Source organism: Methylobacterium sp. NPDC097929 (assembly GCF_049543375.1).
Lineage (GTDB): Bacteria > Pseudomonadota > Alphaproteobacteria > Rhizobiales > Beijerinckiaceae > Methylobacterium.
The window spans coordinates 141,784-159,156 of the sequence record NZ_JBMVEP010000006.1 but is presented as its reverse complement, the minus strand read 5'-3'; the positions used below and the strand labels follow the sequence as shown (position 1 = coordinate 159,156).

The window sequence follows — 17,373 nt, the reverse complement described above, 5'->3', positions numbered from 1 at the left end:
GATTAGGCCGCCGCTTCGATCTCCCCGCTCACCTCCAGCCATTCCTCTTCGGCCTTGGCCAGGGCCTCGGCGGCTTCGGCGCGCATGCGGGCGAGATCGCCGGCCTTGGCCGCGTCCTTGAGGAAGGCGGTGCCGTCGGCGAGCGCCGCGTCGATCTTCTCGATCGCTCCCGAGAGCTTGGCCATGCGCGCCTCGATCGCCTCGAGCCGCTTCCGGAGGGGCGCCAGAGCCGCGCGCCGCTCCACCGCCGAGCGGCGGGCCTCGGCCTTCTGCCCCCCGGTGCCGTCGCCGGACGTGTCCACCCGTTCCGGGCCGGCGAGCACGAGGCGGCGGTAATCGTCCATGTCGCCGTCGAAGGACTTCACCGAGCCGTCGCCGACGATCCAGAGCCGGTCGGCGCAGGCCTCGATCAGGAAGCGGTCGTGGCTGACGAGGATCACCGCCCCCTCGTAGTCGTTGATCGCCTCCACCAAAGCCTGCCGGCTCTCGATGTCGAGGTGGTTGGTCGGCTCGTCGAGGATCAGCAGGTGCGGCCCGTCGAAGGCGGCGAGCCCCATCAGCAGGCGCGCCTTCTCGCCGCCGGAAAGTTTCTCCACCGGCGTGTCGGCCTTCGACGCCGGGAAGCCCAGCCGCGCGGCGGCCGAGCGCACCTTCGCCTCGGGTGCGTCGGGCATCCGGTCGCGCACATGGGCCACCGCGCTCTCGGAAGGGCGCAACTCGTCGAGCTGGTGCTGCGCGAAATAGGCGACCTCCATCTTGGAGGAGCGCCGCATCTCGCCCGCGAGCGGGGGCAGCCGCCCGCCGATCAGCTTGCAGAAGGTCGACTTGCCGTTGCCGTTGGCGCCCAAGAGCGCCACCCGGTCGTCGGGGGCGAGGCTGAGGTTCAGCCCCGAGAGCACGATCCGCTCGCCGTAGCCGGCCTGGACGCGCTCCATCGCCACGATCGGCGGCGAGAGCGGCTTGTCCGGGCTCGGCAGGTGGATCACCGGCACCTCGTCTTCGAGCAGCGCGGCGATGGGCTCCATCTTGGCGAGCCGCTTCATCCGCGACTGGGCCTGGCGCGCCTTGGTGGCCTTGGCCTTGAAGCGGTCGATGAAGCTTTGCAGATGCGCCCGCTCGACCTCCTGCTTGGCCTTCGCCTTGGCCTGCAGCACCCGCTTCTCGGAGAGCTGGCGAGCGAAGCTGGTGTAGCCGCCGCGGTAGATCGTGAGCTTGCCCCGGTCGAGATGCAAGATGTGATCGACGCTCGTGTCGAGCAGTTCCCGGTCGTGGCTGATGATGACGGCCGTACGGGGGTACTTCTCGAGATAGTCGTAGAGCCAGAGCGTGCCCTCGATGTCGAGGTAGTTGGTGGGCTCGTCGAGAAGCAGCAGGTCGGGCTCGGAGAACAGCACCGCGGCCAGCGCCACCCGCATCCGCCAGCCGCCGGAGAAGTCCGAGCAGGGACGGCCTTGCGCCGCCGCATCGAAGCCCAGGCCGTGCAGGATCGCCGCCGCGCGGGCCGGGGCCGAGTGGGCGCCGATATCGACGAGCCGCGTCTCGATCTCGGCCCGGCGCAGCCCGTCGGCGTCCTCCGCCTCCCGCATCAGCCGGGCGCGCTCGGTGTCGGCGGCGAGCACCACCGCGTGCAGGGTCTCGGGGCCGGCGGGCGCTTCCTGCGCCACCGCGCCGATGCGCATGCCCTTGGGCAGCGAGACCGCGCCGGCATCGGTCGGCAACTCGCCGAGGATCGCCCGGAACAGGGTGGTCTTGCCCGCGCCGTTGCGGCCGACGAGCCCGACGCGGGCCCGGTCGGGGATCGAGAAGGTCGCCGAATCGAGGATGACCCGCTCGCCGATGCGGTAGGTGAGATCGTTGACGCGCAGCATGGGCGCGTTCTGGGGGCGGGCGGGTCTCAGCGCAAGGGAGTCGATGCGGCCGGCCCATGCGGAGGTGCCGTGCGTGTGCGCTCGGGGCCGCGGTTCCGGACCGCTTCGCCAAGGCTGGCCCCGCGCCGACGCGAACGTTTTGCCACCTTAAGCGTTCGGCTCGGGCGAGCGAGACGAAAGGGGGGAACCATGAGCCCATCGGACTTCAAGGCGCCGCGTCCGCCGGAGCTGCTCTCGCCCTGGCGCACGGACAGGCGCGTTGCGCTGCAGGAGGAGGCCCGGACCTTCGCCCGCGACGTGATCCTGCCCATCGCCGACGAACTCGATCCGCGCAAGGGCGAGATGCCCCGCTCGCTCATCGACGCGATGGCGCGGAAGGGCTGGTTCGGCATCACCATCCCCGCCGAGTACGGCGGGATGGGGCTCGGCGTGTTCGAGTACTGCCTCGTCTCGGAGGAGCTTGCCCGCGCCTGGCTCTCCACCGGCTCGATCCTCGCCCGCGGCCAGGGGCTCGGCACGCAGACGCTGGACGACGAAAGCCGCCGGGCGCTGCTGGCGAAATCCGCCAGGGGGCAGTGGATCGGCTCGATCGCCCTCTCCGAACCCACCGCCGGTTCGGATCTGGCCGGCGTGCAGACCCGCGCCGTGCGCGAGGGCGACGAATGGGTGCTCACCGGCACCAAGCGTTGGGCCGGCTTCGCGCAAGGCGCCGATTTCATCGAGGTGCTGGCCCGGGTGCGCGAGCCGGAGCCCGGCGAGCCGCGCTCGGCGGGGCTGGAACCCTTCCTCGTGGTCAAGGAGCCCGGCACCTTTCCGAAGGGCATGACCGGCACCGTCATCGACAAGATCGGCTATCACGGCTTCCTCACCTTCGAGCTTCACCTCGACGGCGTGCGGGTGCCCGAGCGCGATCGGCTCACCGGCCTCTACGGCGACGAGGGGGCGGATGCCGATTCCGGCGGCTTCGCCTCGGTGCAGCGCGGCCTCAACATCGCCCGGGTCCACACCGCCGCCCGCGCGGTGGGCGTCGCCCGCGCCGCGGTGGAGGATTGCACCGCCTACCTTCAGGAGCGCGAGCAGTTCGGCCAGCCGATTGGCCAATTCCAGGCGCTGCGCTTCGCGCTCGCCGACATGGCGGCGGAGGTGGCCCAGGCCCGCGCCTACTGGCAGCAGGTGGCCCACCTCCTGGATGAAGGCCTGCCCGCCGAGAGCGAGTCGGCGGGGGTGAAGCTGCTGGCCACCGAGATGGCGGTGCGGGTGACGAACCAGGCGATGCAGCTGCACGGCGGCAACGGCTACACCACCGAGCGGCGGGTCGAGCGCTACTGGCGCGACGCGCGCCTCACCACGATCTTCGAGGGCACCAGCGAGATCCAGCGCCGCATCATCAGCGACCGGATGCTGCCACGGGGGTGAGCGGCCGCCGCGAAGGACCTTCCTGCGGCGCCGCCGCGCCCGAGGGCCGGCGTCACCGCTCGAGCGTTCGCCGACGCCCTATTGCTGGGCGTTGATGATGAAGCTGCGGTCCGCCGGCTTGTTGGAGGGCCAGGCGGTCGCCCCGTCGTGGCATTGCAGGCAGCCGTAGGTTTTCGCGCCCGGCGTCACGTAGGTCTCGATCACCGAATTGCCGAGCTGCGGCGGCTTGGGCGTGTTGCCGAACTCGCCGGTCCATTGTGCCGAGATGAGCCGGTAGAAGGCGAACGGCGTCCCCTTCAGCAGCGGCTGGAAGGTGGCGTTCAGCCGCGTCGCGGATTGCTCCGGCTGGACCACCGGCACCACCTGCGTCGGCGGGTTGAGGGGTTTGCCGGCCGCGTCGAGTTCCCGGTAGGGCTTCAGCGTCGGCGGCTGGTTCGGCGCGCAGGTCGTGCAGGCGGGGTCGGCGAAGGAGCGGGTGTCGTTGTCGATCTGCTCGAAGGTCGCCCAGATCCATTCGGGCGAGCTCTGCGTCTTGCGGACCAGATGGAGACCCGCGAGGCCGACGGTGACCGGGTTCGGCCCCGGGCTCGGATCGCCGCTGGTGTCGTTGTAGACGATCGCCGTCTGCGTCAGGAAACGGCTCGGGTCGTCGCCCGCGCCGAGCACCTTCCAGGCCGCCTTGATCTCCATGGAGCCGAGCGCGCCGGTCTTGCGGTGGCTGGCGGGAAAGGCGATCTGGGCGATCTCCTGCTGGCCCGCCTTCGTCCAGAGCCGGTTGGCGGTCAGGTAATCGTACTCCACTTGGTTCATGAAGACGGAGTAGCGCGCGAAGCGCCCGTTCTGGTCGACGACCGGTTGACCGGTCGCCTGGAGGATTCCCGACACCGGCACCCCGTCCGCGCCGGAGAGCGCCGCGCGGTCGTGCAGCAGGCCGGCCCCCTTGGCATCGTGCGACAGGAACAGCGTGACCTGGGGATGGGCCTCGGCCAGCGCCCGGACCTTCTCGGGCAGGAGCGCCACCCGCGCGGCGCGCTGGGCGGAGAGCGCCTGCATCCGCTTCTCCGCGCCGCCCAGACCTTGGGCCGTCCCGGCCCCTTGCGCGCACCACGGCGCCGGGCTCTGCCCGGCCGGCACGAACACGCTCGTGTCCGAGGCGTAGCTCAGCCAGACCGGCGCGGGCGTGCCGGAGAGGATCGAGGCGCCCGCATCCGCCGTGCAGGTCGCCGGATCGACCGGCCAATTCACGGCAACGAAGCTCAGCCACGCGAACAGGTCGAAACCGCCCTGCTCGATCGCGCCGGGGAAGTCGATGGGCAGTGCCGCGCAGGTCGCGTCGATCACCGTCGGCGCGGGCGGGGAGGCCGCGGTCGAACCCGCGCTCTGCGCGCAGGTCGTGGCCGCGGTCTGCGCCCGTGCCGCCGAGGGCACAAGGACAGGGGCAAGGGCGGGGGCAAGGGCGGGGGCAAGAGCGGGGGCCAAGCCGAGCCAGCCGGCCGCGGCCGCGGCGAGGCCGGCGGCCGATGCGATGCGCGTTGCGATCACGATGCGTCTTCCCTCTCCAAGGGCGCCCCGACGGAGCGCCCGCCGACAACCCTCTCCGTTCGGGTGATTCCCGGCGGATGATTCTCTCTCAGGTTGTCTTTGCGGAGGGTGGATCGGCGCGCGGCGGCGCGCAAGCGGAAGTTGTGGCCCTCGTCCCGCGGCCGGGCCGGCTCCGGGCGGGATGGAGGCGCGCCTCGGCTACCGGACCGGCGCCCGGGGGCTTATATTTTGCGGATGTCCGCCCCCGACCTTCGCGAACCGCCGCGCGCCGCCGTCCGCCGACTCGACCCGATCCTAGTCGACCGGATCGCCGCGGGCGAGGTGGTCGAGCGCCCGGCCTCGGCCGTCAAGGAACTCGTCGAGAACGCCATCGACGCGGGCGCGCGCAGCGTCGAGGTGGCGATCGAGGGCGGCGGGCGGCGCCTGATCCGCGTCATCGACGACGGGATCGGCATGGGCGCGGACGATCTCGCGCTCGCGGTGGAGCGCCACGCCACCTCCAAGCTCCCCGACGGCGATCTCACCCGGATCGGCTCTCTCGGCTTTCGCGGCGAGGCCCTGCCCTCGATCGGGGCGGTCTCGCGGCTCGCCATCACCTCGCGCACCGCGGTCGGGGAGGGCGTCAGTCTCACCGTCGATTCCGGGAGCAAGGGCCCGGTGCGCCCGGCGCCCGCCTCCCGCGGCACCCGCATCGAGGTGACCGAACTCTTCGCCGCGACCCCGGCCCGGCTGAAATTCCTCAAATCCGACCGTGCCGAGACGGCGGCCGTCTCCGAAATCCTGCGTCGGCTCGCGGTGGCGCAGCCGCAGGTGCGCTTCACGCTGCGCACCGAGAGCGGCAGCCCGACGGTGTTTCCCGCCGAGAGCGAGCCGGGCCCGGCCGCCCTGCTGCGCCGCCTCGGCGCCGTGCTGGGGCCGGACTTTCCCGGCAATTGCGTGCCCGTCGACATGGCCCGCGAGGGCTTCGCGCTGGCCGGCCATGTCGGCCTGCCGACCTTCCACCGGGGGGCGGCGAGCCACATCCACTTCGTCGTCAACGGGCGCCCCGTGCGCGACCGGCTCCTGCTGGGCGCCGTGCGCGGCGCCTATGCCGACACCATGAGCTCCGACCGCCATCCCGTCCTGGCGCTCGCCCTCACCTGCGATCCCGCCCTCGTCGACGTGAACGTGCACCCGGCCAAGACGGAGCTGCGCTTCCGCGAGCCGGGGCTGGTGCGGGCGCTGATCGTCAGCGCGATCCACGAGGCCCTGCGCCGGGCCGGGGCGCGCTCCTCCAGCACGGGCACGCAGGCCGCCCTCGACGCCCTGCGCGCGGGCGGCTCCGCCGACCCGGCGGGGCTCGGGCGCTTCTCCGTCCATTCCGGCGCCGCCGCCGCGAGCGCCTTGAGCCCCCGCCCGGCCAGCCGCCTCTTCTCCGGTCCTTCCGTGGCCGCGCCCGCGGGCTACCGCGCGCCCGAGCGTCCGGCCTTCGCCGCCGGCCCGGCATGGGACCGGGCCGGTTTCGCCGAGACGCCGCAGGCGCTGTTTGCCGCCGACCTCGCCCCGCCCGGCGCCGACCTGCGGCCCGAGCCGGAGGCGGTTCCGGAGGCCGAGTCTTCCTCCGAGGCTCACCCCCTCGGCGCCGCCCGCGCCCAGATCCACGAGACCTACATCCTCGCCCAGACCCGGGAGGGTATCGTGCTGGTCGATCAGCACGCCGCCCACGAGCGGCTGGTCTACGAGCGGCTGAAGCGCGAGCGCGCCGAGGGCGGCGTCGCGACCCAGGGCCTGCTGATCCCCGACGTGGTCGAGATGGCGCCCGAGGAGGCCGACCGGCTCGTCGAGGCCGCGCCGGAACTGGAGCGGCTGGGCCTGAGCCTGGAGGCCTTCGGCCCCGGCGCGGTGCTGGTGCGCGCGGTGCCCGCGGCGCTCGCCGGCGGCTCGGTGAAGCACCTCGTGCTCGACGTGCTCGACGCGCTGCAGGCCAGCGGCGTGGAGGAGGGGGGACCCGCCGGCGGGGGCGATCCCGATCCGGTGCGGCGGCGCCTCGACGCGCTCCTGTCGCGCATGAGCTGCCACGGCTCGATCCGGGCCGGGCGCCGCCTCAAGCCCGAGGAGATGAACGCGCTCCTGCGCGAGATGGAGGCTACCCCGCTCTCCGGCTCGTGCAACCACGGCCGCCCGACCTTCGTGACCCTGGGGCTGGCCGATATCGAGCGGCTGTTCGGGCGGCGATGAGCGCTCGTGGACGATCGCAAGGCGCCCCGCCCCGCGCGCTTCTGTTGACAAGAACTGCCGATCAGGTTCCCTCATCCGTCGGGAGACATGCCGTGGCCACCATGAATGTGAGCCTGCCCCCTGAATTGCTGTCGTTCGTGGACGAACTCACGCGTTCCGGCGGCTATGCGTCGGCGAGCGAGGTCGTCCGGGAGGGCTTGCGCCTGCTGGAGCAGGAAAAGGCCGCCGAGGCCGAGAGGCTTGCGATCCTGAAGCGCGAGGTCGAAGGCGGCCTGGACGATCTGCGGGCTGACCGTTTCAGCGACAGGACCGCGGCCAGCATCGCCCAGGCCGTGATGCGCAAGGCCGGCCGTGCGCCTTAGGCTCACGCGTCGAGCGGACGAGGACATCGAGCGGCTCTTGGAGGAAACGCTCCGCACGTTCGGCTCTCGTCAGGTGCAGGCCTATGCGGAGTTGATCGACAGGGCGATCGCCATGGTAGCCGAAGAGCCTCGGCGTCCGTCCTCGAAGATCCGACCGGAGATCGCGGCCGGAATCCGCTCGTTCCACGTCGCTCTGGCCGGCAGGCGCCGGACCGGAGCGTCGCACGTCCTCTACTTCACGGTGGTGGATGCGGCGGACGATGCGGGCGAAGTCGTGATCCTCCGCATCCTGCACGACAGGATGGAGCCGCGCCGGAGGCTTCCCGGCGGTCTCGATCCGACGCGTGCGGCCGGTGATGACGGCATCGCCACCGCTTGAGCGATCGGTGGGGCCGCAATCGGGTGCTTCAGGGATCGCCCCTCACCCCCTCTCCGTCGCAACCTCCCCCCGCACGAGCGGCACGAACGAGACCGGGCCGAGATCCGTGCTCGCGAAGCGCTCCGGTCCGCGCCGGGTCAGCCGCAGCAGCGTCTGCCCGCCGGGTGGGCCGACGGGGAGGACGAGATGGCCGCCGGGCGTGAGCTGGTCCTTCAGTGCCGCCGGCACGTCCGGGGCCGGCCGCGGAGACGAGGATCGCGTCGAAGGGCGCGGCCTCCGGCCAGCCGGCACGGCCGTCGCCGATGCGCAGGGCCACGGCGCCGAAGCCGAGGGCGGCGAGCCGGGCCCGGGCAGCCTCGCCGAGGCGGGCGCGGCGCTCGACCGCGAAGACCGCGGCGCCCATCCGCGCCAGCACGGCCGCCGCGTAGCCGCAGCCGGCCCCGACCTCCAGCACCCGCGCGCCGGGCTGCACGGCCAGGGCCGCGATCATCAGGGCGACGATGGCGGGCTGCGAGATCGTCTGACCCTCGCCGATCGGCAGCGGCCCGTCGCGGTAGGCCTCCTGCGCCAGCGCGGGCGCGACGAAGGCCTCCCGCGGCACGCTGCCCATCGCCGCGAGCACGGCCGGATCGCGGATGCCGCGGGCGATCAGCTGCGTCTCGACCATGCGGGCGCGCGCGGCGACGAGGTCCGGCACCGCGCTACCCCTCCCGCTCGTCCTCCGCCTCGCCGGGGGGAGGGGCGTCCGGCGCCGGTCCCGGCGGCAGGGGCGGGGGCCGCACCCGGCCGGGGCTCGGCGGCGTCGGCAGGCCCGCATCCGCGTCGGCGGGCGGGAGCGGCGGAGGCTCGGTCTCGGGCATCGTGCTACACCCTTCAAGAGGCGGCTCAGGCGAGGCGGGCCGCCTGTGTTCAACGCCCGGAACGCCGGGCGGTGTCCACCCCTCCCGCCATCGAGGAGCGCCCCTGCGCATGACCGCCTGCCCGAACCTGTTCGCCGGCATCCCGGCGCGCGCCGAGGAGGAGATCTTCGAGACGCTGCTGGCCGCGCCGAACGCGCGGATCGAGCGCATCGTCTCGACAGGGCAGGCGAGCCCGCCGGGCCACTGGTACGATGGGGCCGAGGACGAGTGGGTCGCGGTGCTGAAGGGCGCGGCCGAACTGCGCTTTGCCGACGAGCCGGCGCCGCGCCATCTCGCCGAGGGCGACCACCTGCTGATCCCGGCGCACCGCCGCCACCGGGTCGAGCGCACGGCCGATCCGACGATCTGGCTCGCGGTTCACCTCGCGCCGCGCTAACGCCTTGCGTCATGATCGCGTGCCGCATCGAACCCAAGGGACAGGTCGAGCCGGAGGGCCAGGGCCTCTGGCGCTCCACCGGGTCCGACCCGCAATTCCGCCTGACCCATCCGCGGGGCGGGCGGCTGTTCCCGTTCCGGCTGGCCCCGGGCTGGGTGCGCATCCGCGCCGACATCGAAGGGCTCGGTGCGACCAAGACCGTGCCGCTCCTCTACGTCGATGACGGCTCGGGCTTCCGCGAGGACGAGGCGGTCCGGCTGGAGATGCGGGAGGAAGGCGGGATCGACGATCTCGTGTACCTGCCGCGCCGGGTGCGGGGCCTGCGCCTCGATCCGCTCGCCGCGAGCGGGCGCTTCCGCCTCTCGCGGGCCACCCTCGAACCCTTGCGCGGCCCCGCCGCCGCGCTCGCCGTGGCCCGCCGGCTCCTGGCCCGGCTCCCGGAGGAGGAGCGGGGCGCGCGAGCGGTGATCGGGCGCCTTGCCCAGCTCGCGCGCAGCCGCCCGCCCGGCGCCCTGTGGCGGGATTTCTGGGACAGCGCCCGGCCGCGCCCGGCCGCAGCCTCCTACGCCGCCTGGATCGAGCAGGTCGAGCGCCCGGCCCTGCCGAGCCCGGACGCGATGCGGGCGGCGATCGCCGGCTTCCGGGTGCGGCCGCGCATCTCCATCGTCATGCCGGTCTACAACACGCCCAAACCCTATCTCGAGGCGGCGCTCGCCAGCATCCGGGCGCAAGCCTATCCCGACTGGGAGCTGTGCCTGACCGACGACGCTTCGAGCGCTCCCCACATCGCGCCGATGCTCGACGCGCTGGTGCGCGACGAGCCGCGGGTGCGCCTGCACCGGCGAACCCAGAACGGCGGCATCGTCGGCGCGAGCAACGACGCGCTGGCGCTCGCGACCGGCGACTGGCTCACCCTGATCGACCACGACGACGCGATTCCGCCGCACGCGCTCTACGCCCTCGTCGCGGCCCTGAACGCCGATCCGCAGACCGATTTCCTCTACTCGGACGAGGACAAGATCACGGTGCGCGGCGAGCGCTACGAGCCGTTCTTCAAGCCGGACTGGTCCCCGGAGACGCTGGAGGCCTGCATGTACACGGCCCATCTGGCGCTCTACCGGCGGGACATCGTCGCCCGCATCGGCGGCTTCCGGGCGGCGTGCGAGGGCGCCCAGGATTACGACTTCGTGCTGCGCTACACCGAGCACGCGACGCGCGTGCGCCACGTGCCCCAGGTGCTCTACCATTGGCGGGCGATCCCTGGCTCGACCGCCCAGGCCATGGACAACAAGGGCTACGTGGTCGCCGCCGCCATCCGCGCGCTGGAGGATCGGGCGCGGCGCACCGGCGGGCTCGATTCCGTGCGCCCCACCGCCTTTGCCGGCAGCTTCCACCTGCGCCGTCCGCTGACGGAACGGCCCCTCGTCTCGATCGTGATCCCCACCGCCGGCCGCGACAGCGAGGTCCGCGGTCGCACCGTCGATCTTCTCGCCGCCTGCCTCGCCAGCATCCGCGAGCGGAGCCGCTACGAAAACCTCGAGATCGTGGCGGTCGACAACGGCGATCTGCGGCCCTCGACCCGTGCGGCCCTGGAGCAGTTCGGGGCGCGCTCCGTCACCTGGGACCAGCCGGTCTTCAACGTCGCGGCCAAGATGAACCTCGGCGCGCGGGCGGCGCGCGGCGCCGTGCTCGTCTTCCTCAACGACGACATCGAGGTCATCAGCCCCGACTGGATCGAGGCGATGCTGGCGCTCCTGCAGATCCCCGGCGTCGGCGCGGTCGGCCCAAAGCTCCTGTTCGAGACGGGCGAATTGCAGCATGTCGGCGTCACGGTGATCGACGCGACGCCCGATCATCCCCGCCGCTCCTATCCGCGGGAGGATCCGGGCCACTTCTTCTCGACCGCGGGCAACCGCAACTATCTCGCGGTGACGGGCGCCTGCGTGATGGTGCGGCGGGCCGCGTTCGAGGCGATCCAGGGCTTCGACGAGGGCTTTGCCGTCAACTACAACGACGTCGATCTCTGCCTGCGCCTGCGCGAGCGGGGCCTGCGCAGCGTCTATTGCGCCGAAATCGAGCTCTACCACTACGAAAGCCGCAACCGCGCCCGCACCGTCGCGGCGGACGAGCAGGCCCGCTTCCGGGTGCGCTGGGCGGAAGCCATCCCGAAGGACCCCTATTACAGCGAATGGTTCGAGGCGCGCCCACCGACCTTCGAACTCGACCCGGCAAGATTTTAATCGCGAGTGCCGGATGGGCTCCCCCTCTCCCCGCGGGCGGGGAGAGGGGAGTGCTCGGCATCGATCCGCCTACGAAAACAGGGGTTTGTCCCCCTCAACGCGAATTGATCATCTCCTTGATGCGCGCGGCCAGCACCTCCATCACGAAGGGCTTGGTGATGACCTGCATGCCGGGCTCGAGGTGGCCGTTGCCCACCGCCGCGTTCTCCGCGTAGCCGGTGATGAACAGGACCTTCAGGCCCGGCCGCAGGGACCGGCCGGCATCGGCCACCTGCCGCCCGTTCATGCCGCCGGGCAGGCCGACATCGGTGACGAGCAGGTCGATGCGGGCGTTCGATTGCAGCACCTTCAGACCCGCGGGACCGTCCGCCGCCTCGATCGCGGTGTAGCCGAAATCTTCCAGCACCTCCGTCACCAGCATCCGCACGGTCGGCTCGTCGTCGACGATCAGCACCGTCTCGCCCTGTTCGGCGCGGGGCGCCGCGGCGAGGTCCGGGGCCGCGTCCGGCTCTTCCGCCGCGCCGTAATGGCGCGGCAGGTAGAGGCACATCGTCGTGCCCTGATCGATCTCGGAATAGATCCGCACCTGCCCGCCCGACTGGCGGACGAAGCCGTAGATCATCGAGAGGCCGAGTCCCGTGCCCTGGCCGATGGGCTTCGTCGTGAAGAACGGGTCGAAGGCCTTGGCGATCACGTCCGGGCTCATGCCGGTGCCGGTGTCGGTCACGCAGAGCGAGAGGTACTGGCCGGGATCGAGGTCGCGCTCGCGGGCGGCCCGGTCGTCGAGCCAGCGGTTGGCGGTCTCGATGGTGATGCGCCCGCCCTCCGGCATGGCGTCGCGGGCGTTGATGCAGAGGTTCAAGAGCGCGTTCTCGAGCTGGCTCGGATCGACCAGCACCGACCACAGCCCGCCCGCGGCCACCACCTCCAGGGTGATGGAGGGGCCGATGGTACGGCGGAGCAGTTCCTCCATGCCGGTCACCAGCCGGTTCACGTCGGTGGGCTTGGGGTCGAGCGTCTGGCGGCGGGAGAAGGCCAGCAGGCGGTGGGTCAGCGCCGCGGCGCGCTTGGCGGCGCCCTGCGCGGCGTTGACGTAGCGGTCGATCTCCGTGAGCCGCCCCTGCGCGAGGCGGGTCTGCAGCAGTTCGAGCGAGCCGGTGATGCCGGTGAGCAGGTTGTTGAAGTCGTGGGCGAGGCCGCCGGTGAGCTGGCCCACCGCCTCCATCTTCTGGCTCTGGCGCAGGGCCTCCTCGACCCGCATCAGCTCCGCGGTGCGGCTGGCCACCTGCTGTTCCAGGCTGGCGTTGAAGGCCTCCAGCTGCGCCTTGGCGCGCAGCTCCGCCTCGATGTTGCGCGCCTCGATCACCGTGCCGATCGCGGTGCCCCGCTCGTCGCGGATCGGGCTCGCGGTGAAGGCGACGGGGTAGAACGAGCCGTCCCGGTGGACGAAGATCTCCTGGCCCTGCTCCTGGTTGTTCTCCGGGAAGGCCTGGTCGATCGGGCAGTCGTGCAGCGGGTAGGGGCTGCCGTCGGGCCGGGTGTGGTGCACGACGTCGTGGAGCGCTTGTCCCCGCGTCTCCTCCAGGGTGTAGCCGGTCAGGCGCTCGGCGGCGCGGTTCATGTAGGCGCAGTGCTGGCGCTCATCCATCATGAAGATGGCCTGGGTCGCGTTGTCGAGCACCGCGTCGAGGCGGCGGGTGGTCTCGAGAAGCCGCTCCTCGATGGCCTTGCGCGCGGTGATGTCGATGGCGGTGCCCAGCACGCGCAGGCAGCGTCCCTGCGCGTCGAAGATGCCGCGCCCCTTGGCCGCCACCCAGCGGACGAGGCCGTCCTCCTTGCCGATGGTCCGGTACTCGATGTCGTAGAGCGCGCGCGCGTCCGGGTCGGCCGCGGCGGCGTAGGCGGCGCTGGTTCGCGGCCGGTCCTCCGGATGGAGCCCGGCGTAGAAATCGTCCATCGAGACCGGCACCTCGGGCGAGATGCCGAACATCGCCTTCACCCGCGCCGGCCAGAACAGGCTGCCGGCGATCGGATCGACGTCCCAGAAGCCGACCTCGGCGTTCTCCACCGCGACGCGCAGGCGCTCCTCGCTCTCGGCCAGTGCCAGCTCGGCGGCGCGGCGCTCCTCGATGTCGACGACCGAGCCGATATAGCCGAGGAAGGCCCCGTGGGCGGAGAAGCGCGGGCTCGCGGAATCGATCGCCCAGCGATAGGCGCCGTCGGCGCGGCGCAGGCGGTATTCGAGCTGGAAGGCCTCGCGCCGGGCATTGGCGGCGAGGAAGGTCTCCCCCGACCAGCCGCGATCGTCCGGGTGGACCGCATCGAGCCAGCCGAGGCCGAGCGCCCCCGCCTCGTCCTGGCCGGTGAACTCGTACCAGCGCCGGTTCAGGTAGAGGCAGGCGCCCTGCGGGTCCGTCACCCACATCATCACGGGGGCGTCGTCCGCCATGGTGCGGAAGCGCGCCTCGCTCTCCGCGAGCGCGGCGTTGCCGGCGATCCGCTCGGTGACGTCCGACCCGTCGACGAACACGCCGGTGACCGTCCCGCTCGCGTCGCGCATGGGCTGGTAGACGAAGTCGAGGAAGCGCTGCTCCGGCGCAGCCCCGGGCACGCGCAGCAGCGTCACGGGTGCGCCGTGCGCCGAATGGGTGCGGCCCGTGGCGTAGACCTCATCGAGCAGCTCGAAGAAGCCCTGGCCCGCGATCTCCGGCAGGGCCTCGCGCACCGGTTTGCCGATCACGTCGCGGTGGGCCACGAGCCCGCGGTAGGCGGCGTTGGCGAAGGAGAAGACGTGGCCGGGCCCGTCGAGCACGGCGACGAAGCTCGGCGCCTGCTCGAACAGCCCCGCGAGGCGCTCGCGCTCGGCCCGCATCTGCCGGCCCGCCCGCACCGCGGCGGTGGTCTCCGAGCAGGCGCAGAACATGCCGGCCACCGTGCCGTCCTCGATCCGAACGGGCGTGTAGCCGAAGGCGAAGTGGGTCTCCTCCGGAAAGCCGTTGCGGTGCATGGTGAAGGCGATGTCGTCCATATGCGTGGCCTCGCCCGCATAGGCGCGCGACAGGATCGGCCCCACCTGATCCCAGATGTCGTGCCAGACGTCCGCGAAGCTGCGGCCGAGCGCCCAGGGATGGCGGCCGCCGCACATCGGAGCGTAGCCGTCGTTGTAGAGCGTCACATAGCCCTCGCCCCAGACGATCAGCATGGGCTGGCGCGAGCCGAGCATCACGCCGACCAGGGTTTTGAGCGCGGCCGGCCACGTCTCCGGGGCCCCGAGCGGCGTGTCCGCCCAGTCGTGGGCGCGGATCAGGGCGCCCGTCTCGCCGCCGCCGTCGAGGAAGGGGGGCAGACCGCTCACGCGGCGGCATCCCAGCGCGGACGGGGCCGCCCGCCGGGCAGGGCGGTCTGGCGAGCAGGAGGCATCGGTGAGGCGATCAAGGGCGACGCGGGCAAGATGGAAGCGGGCAAGATGGAAACGCGACGGTGAGCGTTCGAGAGCGTTCAACGCGGCCGCGGGCAAGCCGTGCCATCAATGCGTTGCGCGTGCCATGACAGATCAACCCCAACCAACCAAACCGGGATAGGGATCACGAAGCCGTGCGGAACCGCGGCGTGCGGCCGGTCGGCTCGCAAGCCGTCCGCGCCTTGCCAGGGGCCGACCCTCGCGCCAGCTTCGCGCAGGGCCGCCGTCGTCCCGGACCGTTCGGCCCGAAACCCTCTTCGCGCAGGAGCCCCGGCGTGGACGCGCTGCCTTCCTTCTACGACGACCTCGACGGCTTTCGCGCGGAAGGCTGGCGGTGCCTCGCGGAGGGCGTCGCCAACCGGCACAGCCCCTTCCACACACCGTCGCTGGCCACGGTCGACGCGGAGGGCCGCCCACGCCTGCGCACGGTGGTGCTGCGCGCGAGCGACGCCGGGGCAGGGACCCTGCGCTTCCACTGCGACCGGCGCTCGGACAAGGCCCGGGAGATCGCGCAATCGGGCCGCGCCGCCCTCCACGTCTACGATCGGGCCACCAAGCTCCAGCTTCGCCTCGAGGCGAGAGCGAGTCTTCACGTCGACGATGCAATCGCCGACGCCGCCTGGGCGGGCGCCCTGGCGATGAGCCGGGTCTGCTATGGGGTCGAGCCCGCCCCCGGCACGGCCCTGCCGGCGGGCGACGCCTACACCTTGCCGGAGGAGGATCCGGCGGCGCGGATCGGCCGCGAGAACTTTTGCGCGGTGGTGCTGAGCGCCGAGCGGCTCGATCTGCTGTATCTCGACCGCCGCGGGCATCGGCGGGCGGTGTTCTTCCGGGAGGGAGAGGACCGGCGGGGGACGTGGGTGGCGCCCTGAGGGGCAACGCCCGGCTCACGTTGATCGCAGGAGGGGCGGCTTGCGACCGGTTGCGGACGCCTGCTGCCTCGCTCTCTCCGGAATGGCGGGCCGGAGGCGCCGCATGACGAACGAACCGGTCACCCTCCCCAATCCATCCAACCGTCAGGCCGACCGAGTGTGTCCCTCAGGCCAAAGCCGCCATGCGCGCGAAACCGGCCTCCAGATCCGCCTTCAGATCCTCCGGATCCTCCAGGCCGATATGGAAGCGTAAGGCGGGGCCGCCGGGCTGCCAGCGGGTGGCGGTGCGGTAGACGGTCGGGTCGAAGGGGATGACGAGGCTCTCGAAGCCGCCCCAGGAAAACCCCATCCCGAACAGTTCGAGCCCGTCGAGGAAGGCGGCGAGCGCCGCCTCCGAGACCGGCTTCAGGATCACGCCGAACAGGCCCGAGGCGCCGGAGAAGTCGCGCTTCCAGATCGCGTGGCCGGGATCGTCGGGAAGCGCCGGATGCAGCACCCGCAGCACCTCGGGGCGGGCCTGGAGCCACTCGGCCATGGCGAGCCCCCGGGCGCCGTGCTCGCGCAGGCGCAGGCCCATGGTGCGCAAGCCGCGCAGTCCCAGAAAGATGTCCTCGGGGCCGGGGCAGTTGGCAAAGTGCTCGTAGGTGCGCTTGAGCGCCGGGTAGTGCGCCGCATTGGCCGAGACGAGGCCGAGCAGCAGGTCCGAGCCGCCGCTGAGATACTTGGTGCCCGCCTCCACCGCGAGGTCGACGCCGCGCTCGTGGGGCGGGAACAGCAGCGGCGTGGCCCAGGTGTTGTCCATCACCACCGTGCCGCCGCGGGCGTGCATCGCCTCGGCGATGGCGGGCACGTCCTGCATCTCGAAGGTCTGCGAGCCCGGCGCCTCCACGAGCACGGCGCGTGTGTTGTCGCGCATCAGCCCGGCGATGCCGGCCCCGATCACCGGATCGTAGTATTCGACCTCCACCCCATACCGGCGCAGCACCCCATCGCAAAAAATGCGGGTCGGGCGGTAGGCGGAATCGGTGACGAGGAGGTGGTCGCCCGCGCTCACGCAGGTCATCAGCGCCAGCGTTAGGGCCGAGAGGCCGGACGGCGCCAGCACCGTGCCGGCCGCCCCGGCGACCTCGCTCCAGGCCTCGCAGAGCGCGTCCATCGTCGGCGTGCCGGAGGTGCCGTAATTGTAGCGCCCGCGCCGGTGCTTGATGTCGTCGTAGGTCGGATAGAGGACCGTCGAGCCGCGATAGATCGGCGTGTTGACGAAGCCGTGCTGGGCGCCCGGATCGCGCCCGGCGAGAACGAGGCGGGTGTCGGCGCCGAAGCGGCCGCGGTCGCGGGGAGGGGACTTGGACATCGGCCTCGGAGGGAAAGAGAGGGCGTTCGGGCTGAGGCCCTTTCAGCCCTCCGGGGCCGGCAGCGTCAAGGCGCTTGGCGGTCAGGCCTTCGGATCGTCGGCCGCCGCCTCCTCGTAGGCCTGGAGCCAGGCCTCGCGGTCCTGCGAGCCCTCCGGGTAGGGGCATTCCTCGACGCTCTTGCCGTAGAGCCGCGCGTTGCGCCCCTGGATGAAGGGACTGTCGCTCGCGGTCGCCTGTTCGTTCATGGCGAAGATCCTTTGCCGGTTGTCTTGAAGTGGGCCGGCCCGCGCCGGGCCCGGCCGTCCGGTTCGTTAACGAGAGGGCGGGCATCCTGTTTCCGGAGCCGCTCCGTCACGGTTCCGCGTA

Annotated in this window: 13 protein-coding genes and 1 pseudogene; 7 read left to right on the top strand and 7 right to left on the bottom strand. The window is 72.2% G+C overall.

The features are described from left to right. Positions 1-2: 2 nt before the first annotated feature. Positions 3-1,868, bottom strand: a complete 1,866-nt coding sequence (locus tag ACPCJR_RS16200) for an ABC-F family ATP-binding cassette domain-containing protein (RefSeq protein WP_391513615.1) — start codon at positions 1,866-1,868, stop codon at positions 3-5. A gap of 189 nt (positions 1,869-2,057) precedes the next feature. Between ACPCJR_RS16200 and ACPCJR_RS16195 the strand changes: the two genes are divergently transcribed. Then, the gene (locus ACPCJR_RS16195) at positions 2,058-3,284 is read left to right on the top strand and encodes an acyl-CoA dehydrogenase family protein (RefSeq protein ID WP_391513617.1); all 1,227 of its coding nucleotides are present in this window, start codon (positions 2,058-2,060) and stop codon (positions 3,282-3,284) included. A gap of 78 nt (positions 3,285-3,362) precedes the next feature. On the opposite strand, the gene ACPCJR_RS16190 is transcribed toward ACPCJR_RS16195, so the two are convergent. Beyond that, positions 3,363-4,826: a hypothetical protein gene (locus ACPCJR_RS16190; protein WP_391513619.1), complete on the bottom strand. Its 1,464-nt coding sequence runs from the start codon at positions 4,824-4,826 to the stop codon at positions 3,363-3,365. A gap of 234 nt (positions 4,827-5,060) precedes the next feature. Between ACPCJR_RS16190 and mutL the strand changes: the two genes are divergently transcribed. The 3 genes from mutL to ACPCJR_RS16175 all read left to right on the top strand — a co-directional run bounded on the left by mutL (position 5,061) and on the right by ACPCJR_RS16175 (position 7,784). Further along, positions 5,061-7,043 carry a DNA mismatch repair endonuclease MutL gene (mutL, locus tag ACPCJR_RS16185; protein WP_391513620.1) on the top strand — a complete coding sequence of 661 codons (1,983 nt, stop codon included), beginning with the start codon at positions 5,061-5,063 and terminating at the stop codon, positions 7,041-7,043. 101 nt (positions 7,044-7,144) lie between these two features. Then, positions 7,145-7,405: a type II toxin-antitoxin system ParD family antitoxin gene (locus ACPCJR_RS16180; protein WP_245421553.1), complete on the top strand. Its 261-nt coding sequence runs from the start codon at positions 7,145-7,147 to the stop codon at positions 7,403-7,405. A 37-nt stretch (positions 7,406-7,442) separates the two neighbouring features. After that, entirely contained in the window at positions 7,443-7,784 is a 342-nt protein-coding gene (locus ACPCJR_RS16175) for a type II toxin-antitoxin system RelE/ParE family toxin (protein WP_391513622.1), read from the top strand. Between the two features lie 42 nt (positions 7,785-7,826). Here the strand turns inward: ACPCJR_RS16175 and ACPCJR_RS16170 are convergent. After that, positions 7,827-8,451, bottom strand: a pseudogene (locus tag ACPCJR_RS16170) (protein-L-isoaspartate(D-aspartate) O-methyltransferase). A 34-nt stretch (positions 8,452-8,485) separates the two neighbouring features. Next, complete coding sequence (locus ACPCJR_RS16165) at positions 8,486-8,644, bottom strand: hypothetical protein (protein ID WP_391513623.1); 159 nt, start codon at positions 8,642-8,644, stop codon at positions 8,486-8,488. 109 nt (positions 8,645-8,753) lie between these two features. Here ACPCJR_RS16165 and ACPCJR_RS16160 point away from each other — a divergent pair, with 109 nt between their 5' ends. Both ACPCJR_RS16160 and ACPCJR_RS16155 read left to right on the top strand, forming a co-directional pair. Then, positions 8,754-9,080, top strand: coding sequence for a cupin domain-containing protein (locus ACPCJR_RS16160; protein ID WP_391513625.1), 327 nt, complete (start codon positions 8,754-8,756; stop codon positions 9,078-9,080). Positions 9,081-9,091: 11 nt separating this feature from the next. Next, positions 9,092-11,320, top strand: coding sequence for a glycosyltransferase family 2 protein (locus ACPCJR_RS16155; RefSeq protein ID WP_391513626.1), 2,229 nt, complete (start codon positions 9,092-9,094; stop codon positions 11,318-11,320). Between the two features lie 94 nt (positions 11,321-11,414). Here ACPCJR_RS16155 and ACPCJR_RS16150 read toward each other — a convergent pair whose 3' ends face one another. Then, the gene (locus ACPCJR_RS16150; protein ID WP_391513628.1) at positions 11,415-14,675 is read right to left on the bottom strand and encodes a PAS domain S-box protein; all 3,261 of its coding nucleotides are present in this window, start codon (positions 14,673-14,675) and stop codon (positions 11,415-11,417) included. Positions 14,676-15,055: 380 nt separating this feature from the next. On the opposite strand from ACPCJR_RS16150, the gene ACPCJR_RS16145 reads away from it, so the two are divergent. After that, positions 15,056-15,652 carry a pyridoxamine 5'-phosphate oxidase family protein gene (locus ACPCJR_RS16145; protein ID WP_391513630.1) on the top strand — a complete coding sequence of 199 codons (597 nt, stop codon included), beginning with the start codon at positions 15,056-15,058 and terminating at the stop codon, positions 15,650-15,652. 166 nt (positions 15,653-15,818) lie between these two features. Here ACPCJR_RS16145 and metC read toward each other — a convergent pair whose 3' ends face one another. Both metC and ACPCJR_RS16135 read right to left on the bottom strand, forming a co-directional pair. Continuing rightward, positions 15,819-17,006 (bottom strand): cystathionine beta-lyase, encoded by a 1,188-nt coding sequence (metC, locus tag ACPCJR_RS16140; RefSeq protein WP_391513631.1) that lies wholly within the window; start codon positions 17,004-17,006, stop codon positions 15,819-15,821. Positions 17,007-17,087: 81 nt separating this feature from the next. After that, a complete protein-coding gene (locus ACPCJR_RS16135; protein WP_181425481.1) occupies positions 17,088-17,252 on the bottom strand; it encodes a ribosome modulation factor in 165 nt (54 codons plus the stop codon). Positions 17,253-17,373 lie beyond the last annotated feature (121 nt).

What these genes read in the sequence shown, in the direction of transcription:
- ACPCJR_RS16135 (WP_181425481.1), bottom strand. Translation starts at nt 17,252, where the DNA reads ATGAACGAACAGGCGACCGCGAGCGACAGTCCCTTCATCCAGGGGCGC.
- ACPCJR_RS16155 (WP_391513626.1), top strand. Translation starts at nt 9,092, where the DNA reads ATGATCGCGTGCCGCATCGAACCCAAGGGACAGGTCGAGCCGGAGGGC.
- ACPCJR_RS16180 (WP_245421553.1), top strand. Translation starts at nt 7,145, where the DNA reads ATGAATGTGAGCCTGCCCCCTGAATTGCTGTCGTTCGTGGACGAACTC.
- ACPCJR_RS16200 (WP_391513615.1), bottom strand. Translation starts at nt 1,868, where the DNA reads ATGCTGCGCGTCAACGATCTCACCTACCGCATCGGCGAGCGGGTCATC.
- ACPCJR_RS16165 (WP_391513623.1), bottom strand. Translation starts at nt 8,644, where the DNA reads ATGCCCGAGACCGAGCCTCCGCCGCTCCCGCCCGCCGACGCGGATGCG.
- mutL (WP_391513620.1), top strand. Translation starts at nt 5,061, where the DNA reads ATGTCCGCCCCCGACCTTCGCGAACCGCCGCGCGCCGCCGTCCGCCGA.
- ACPCJR_RS16195 (WP_391513617.1), top strand. Translation starts at nt 2,058, where the DNA reads ATGAGCCCATCGGACTTCAAGGCGCCGCGTCCGCCGGAGCTGCTCTCG.
- metC (WP_391513631.1), bottom strand. Translation starts at nt 17,006, where the DNA reads ATGTCCAAGTCCCCTCCCCGCGACCGCGGCCGCTTCGGCGCCGACACC.
- ACPCJR_RS16160 (WP_391513625.1), top strand. Translation starts at nt 8,754, where the DNA reads ATGACCGCCTGCCCGAACCTGTTCGCCGGCATCCCGGCGCGCGCCGAG.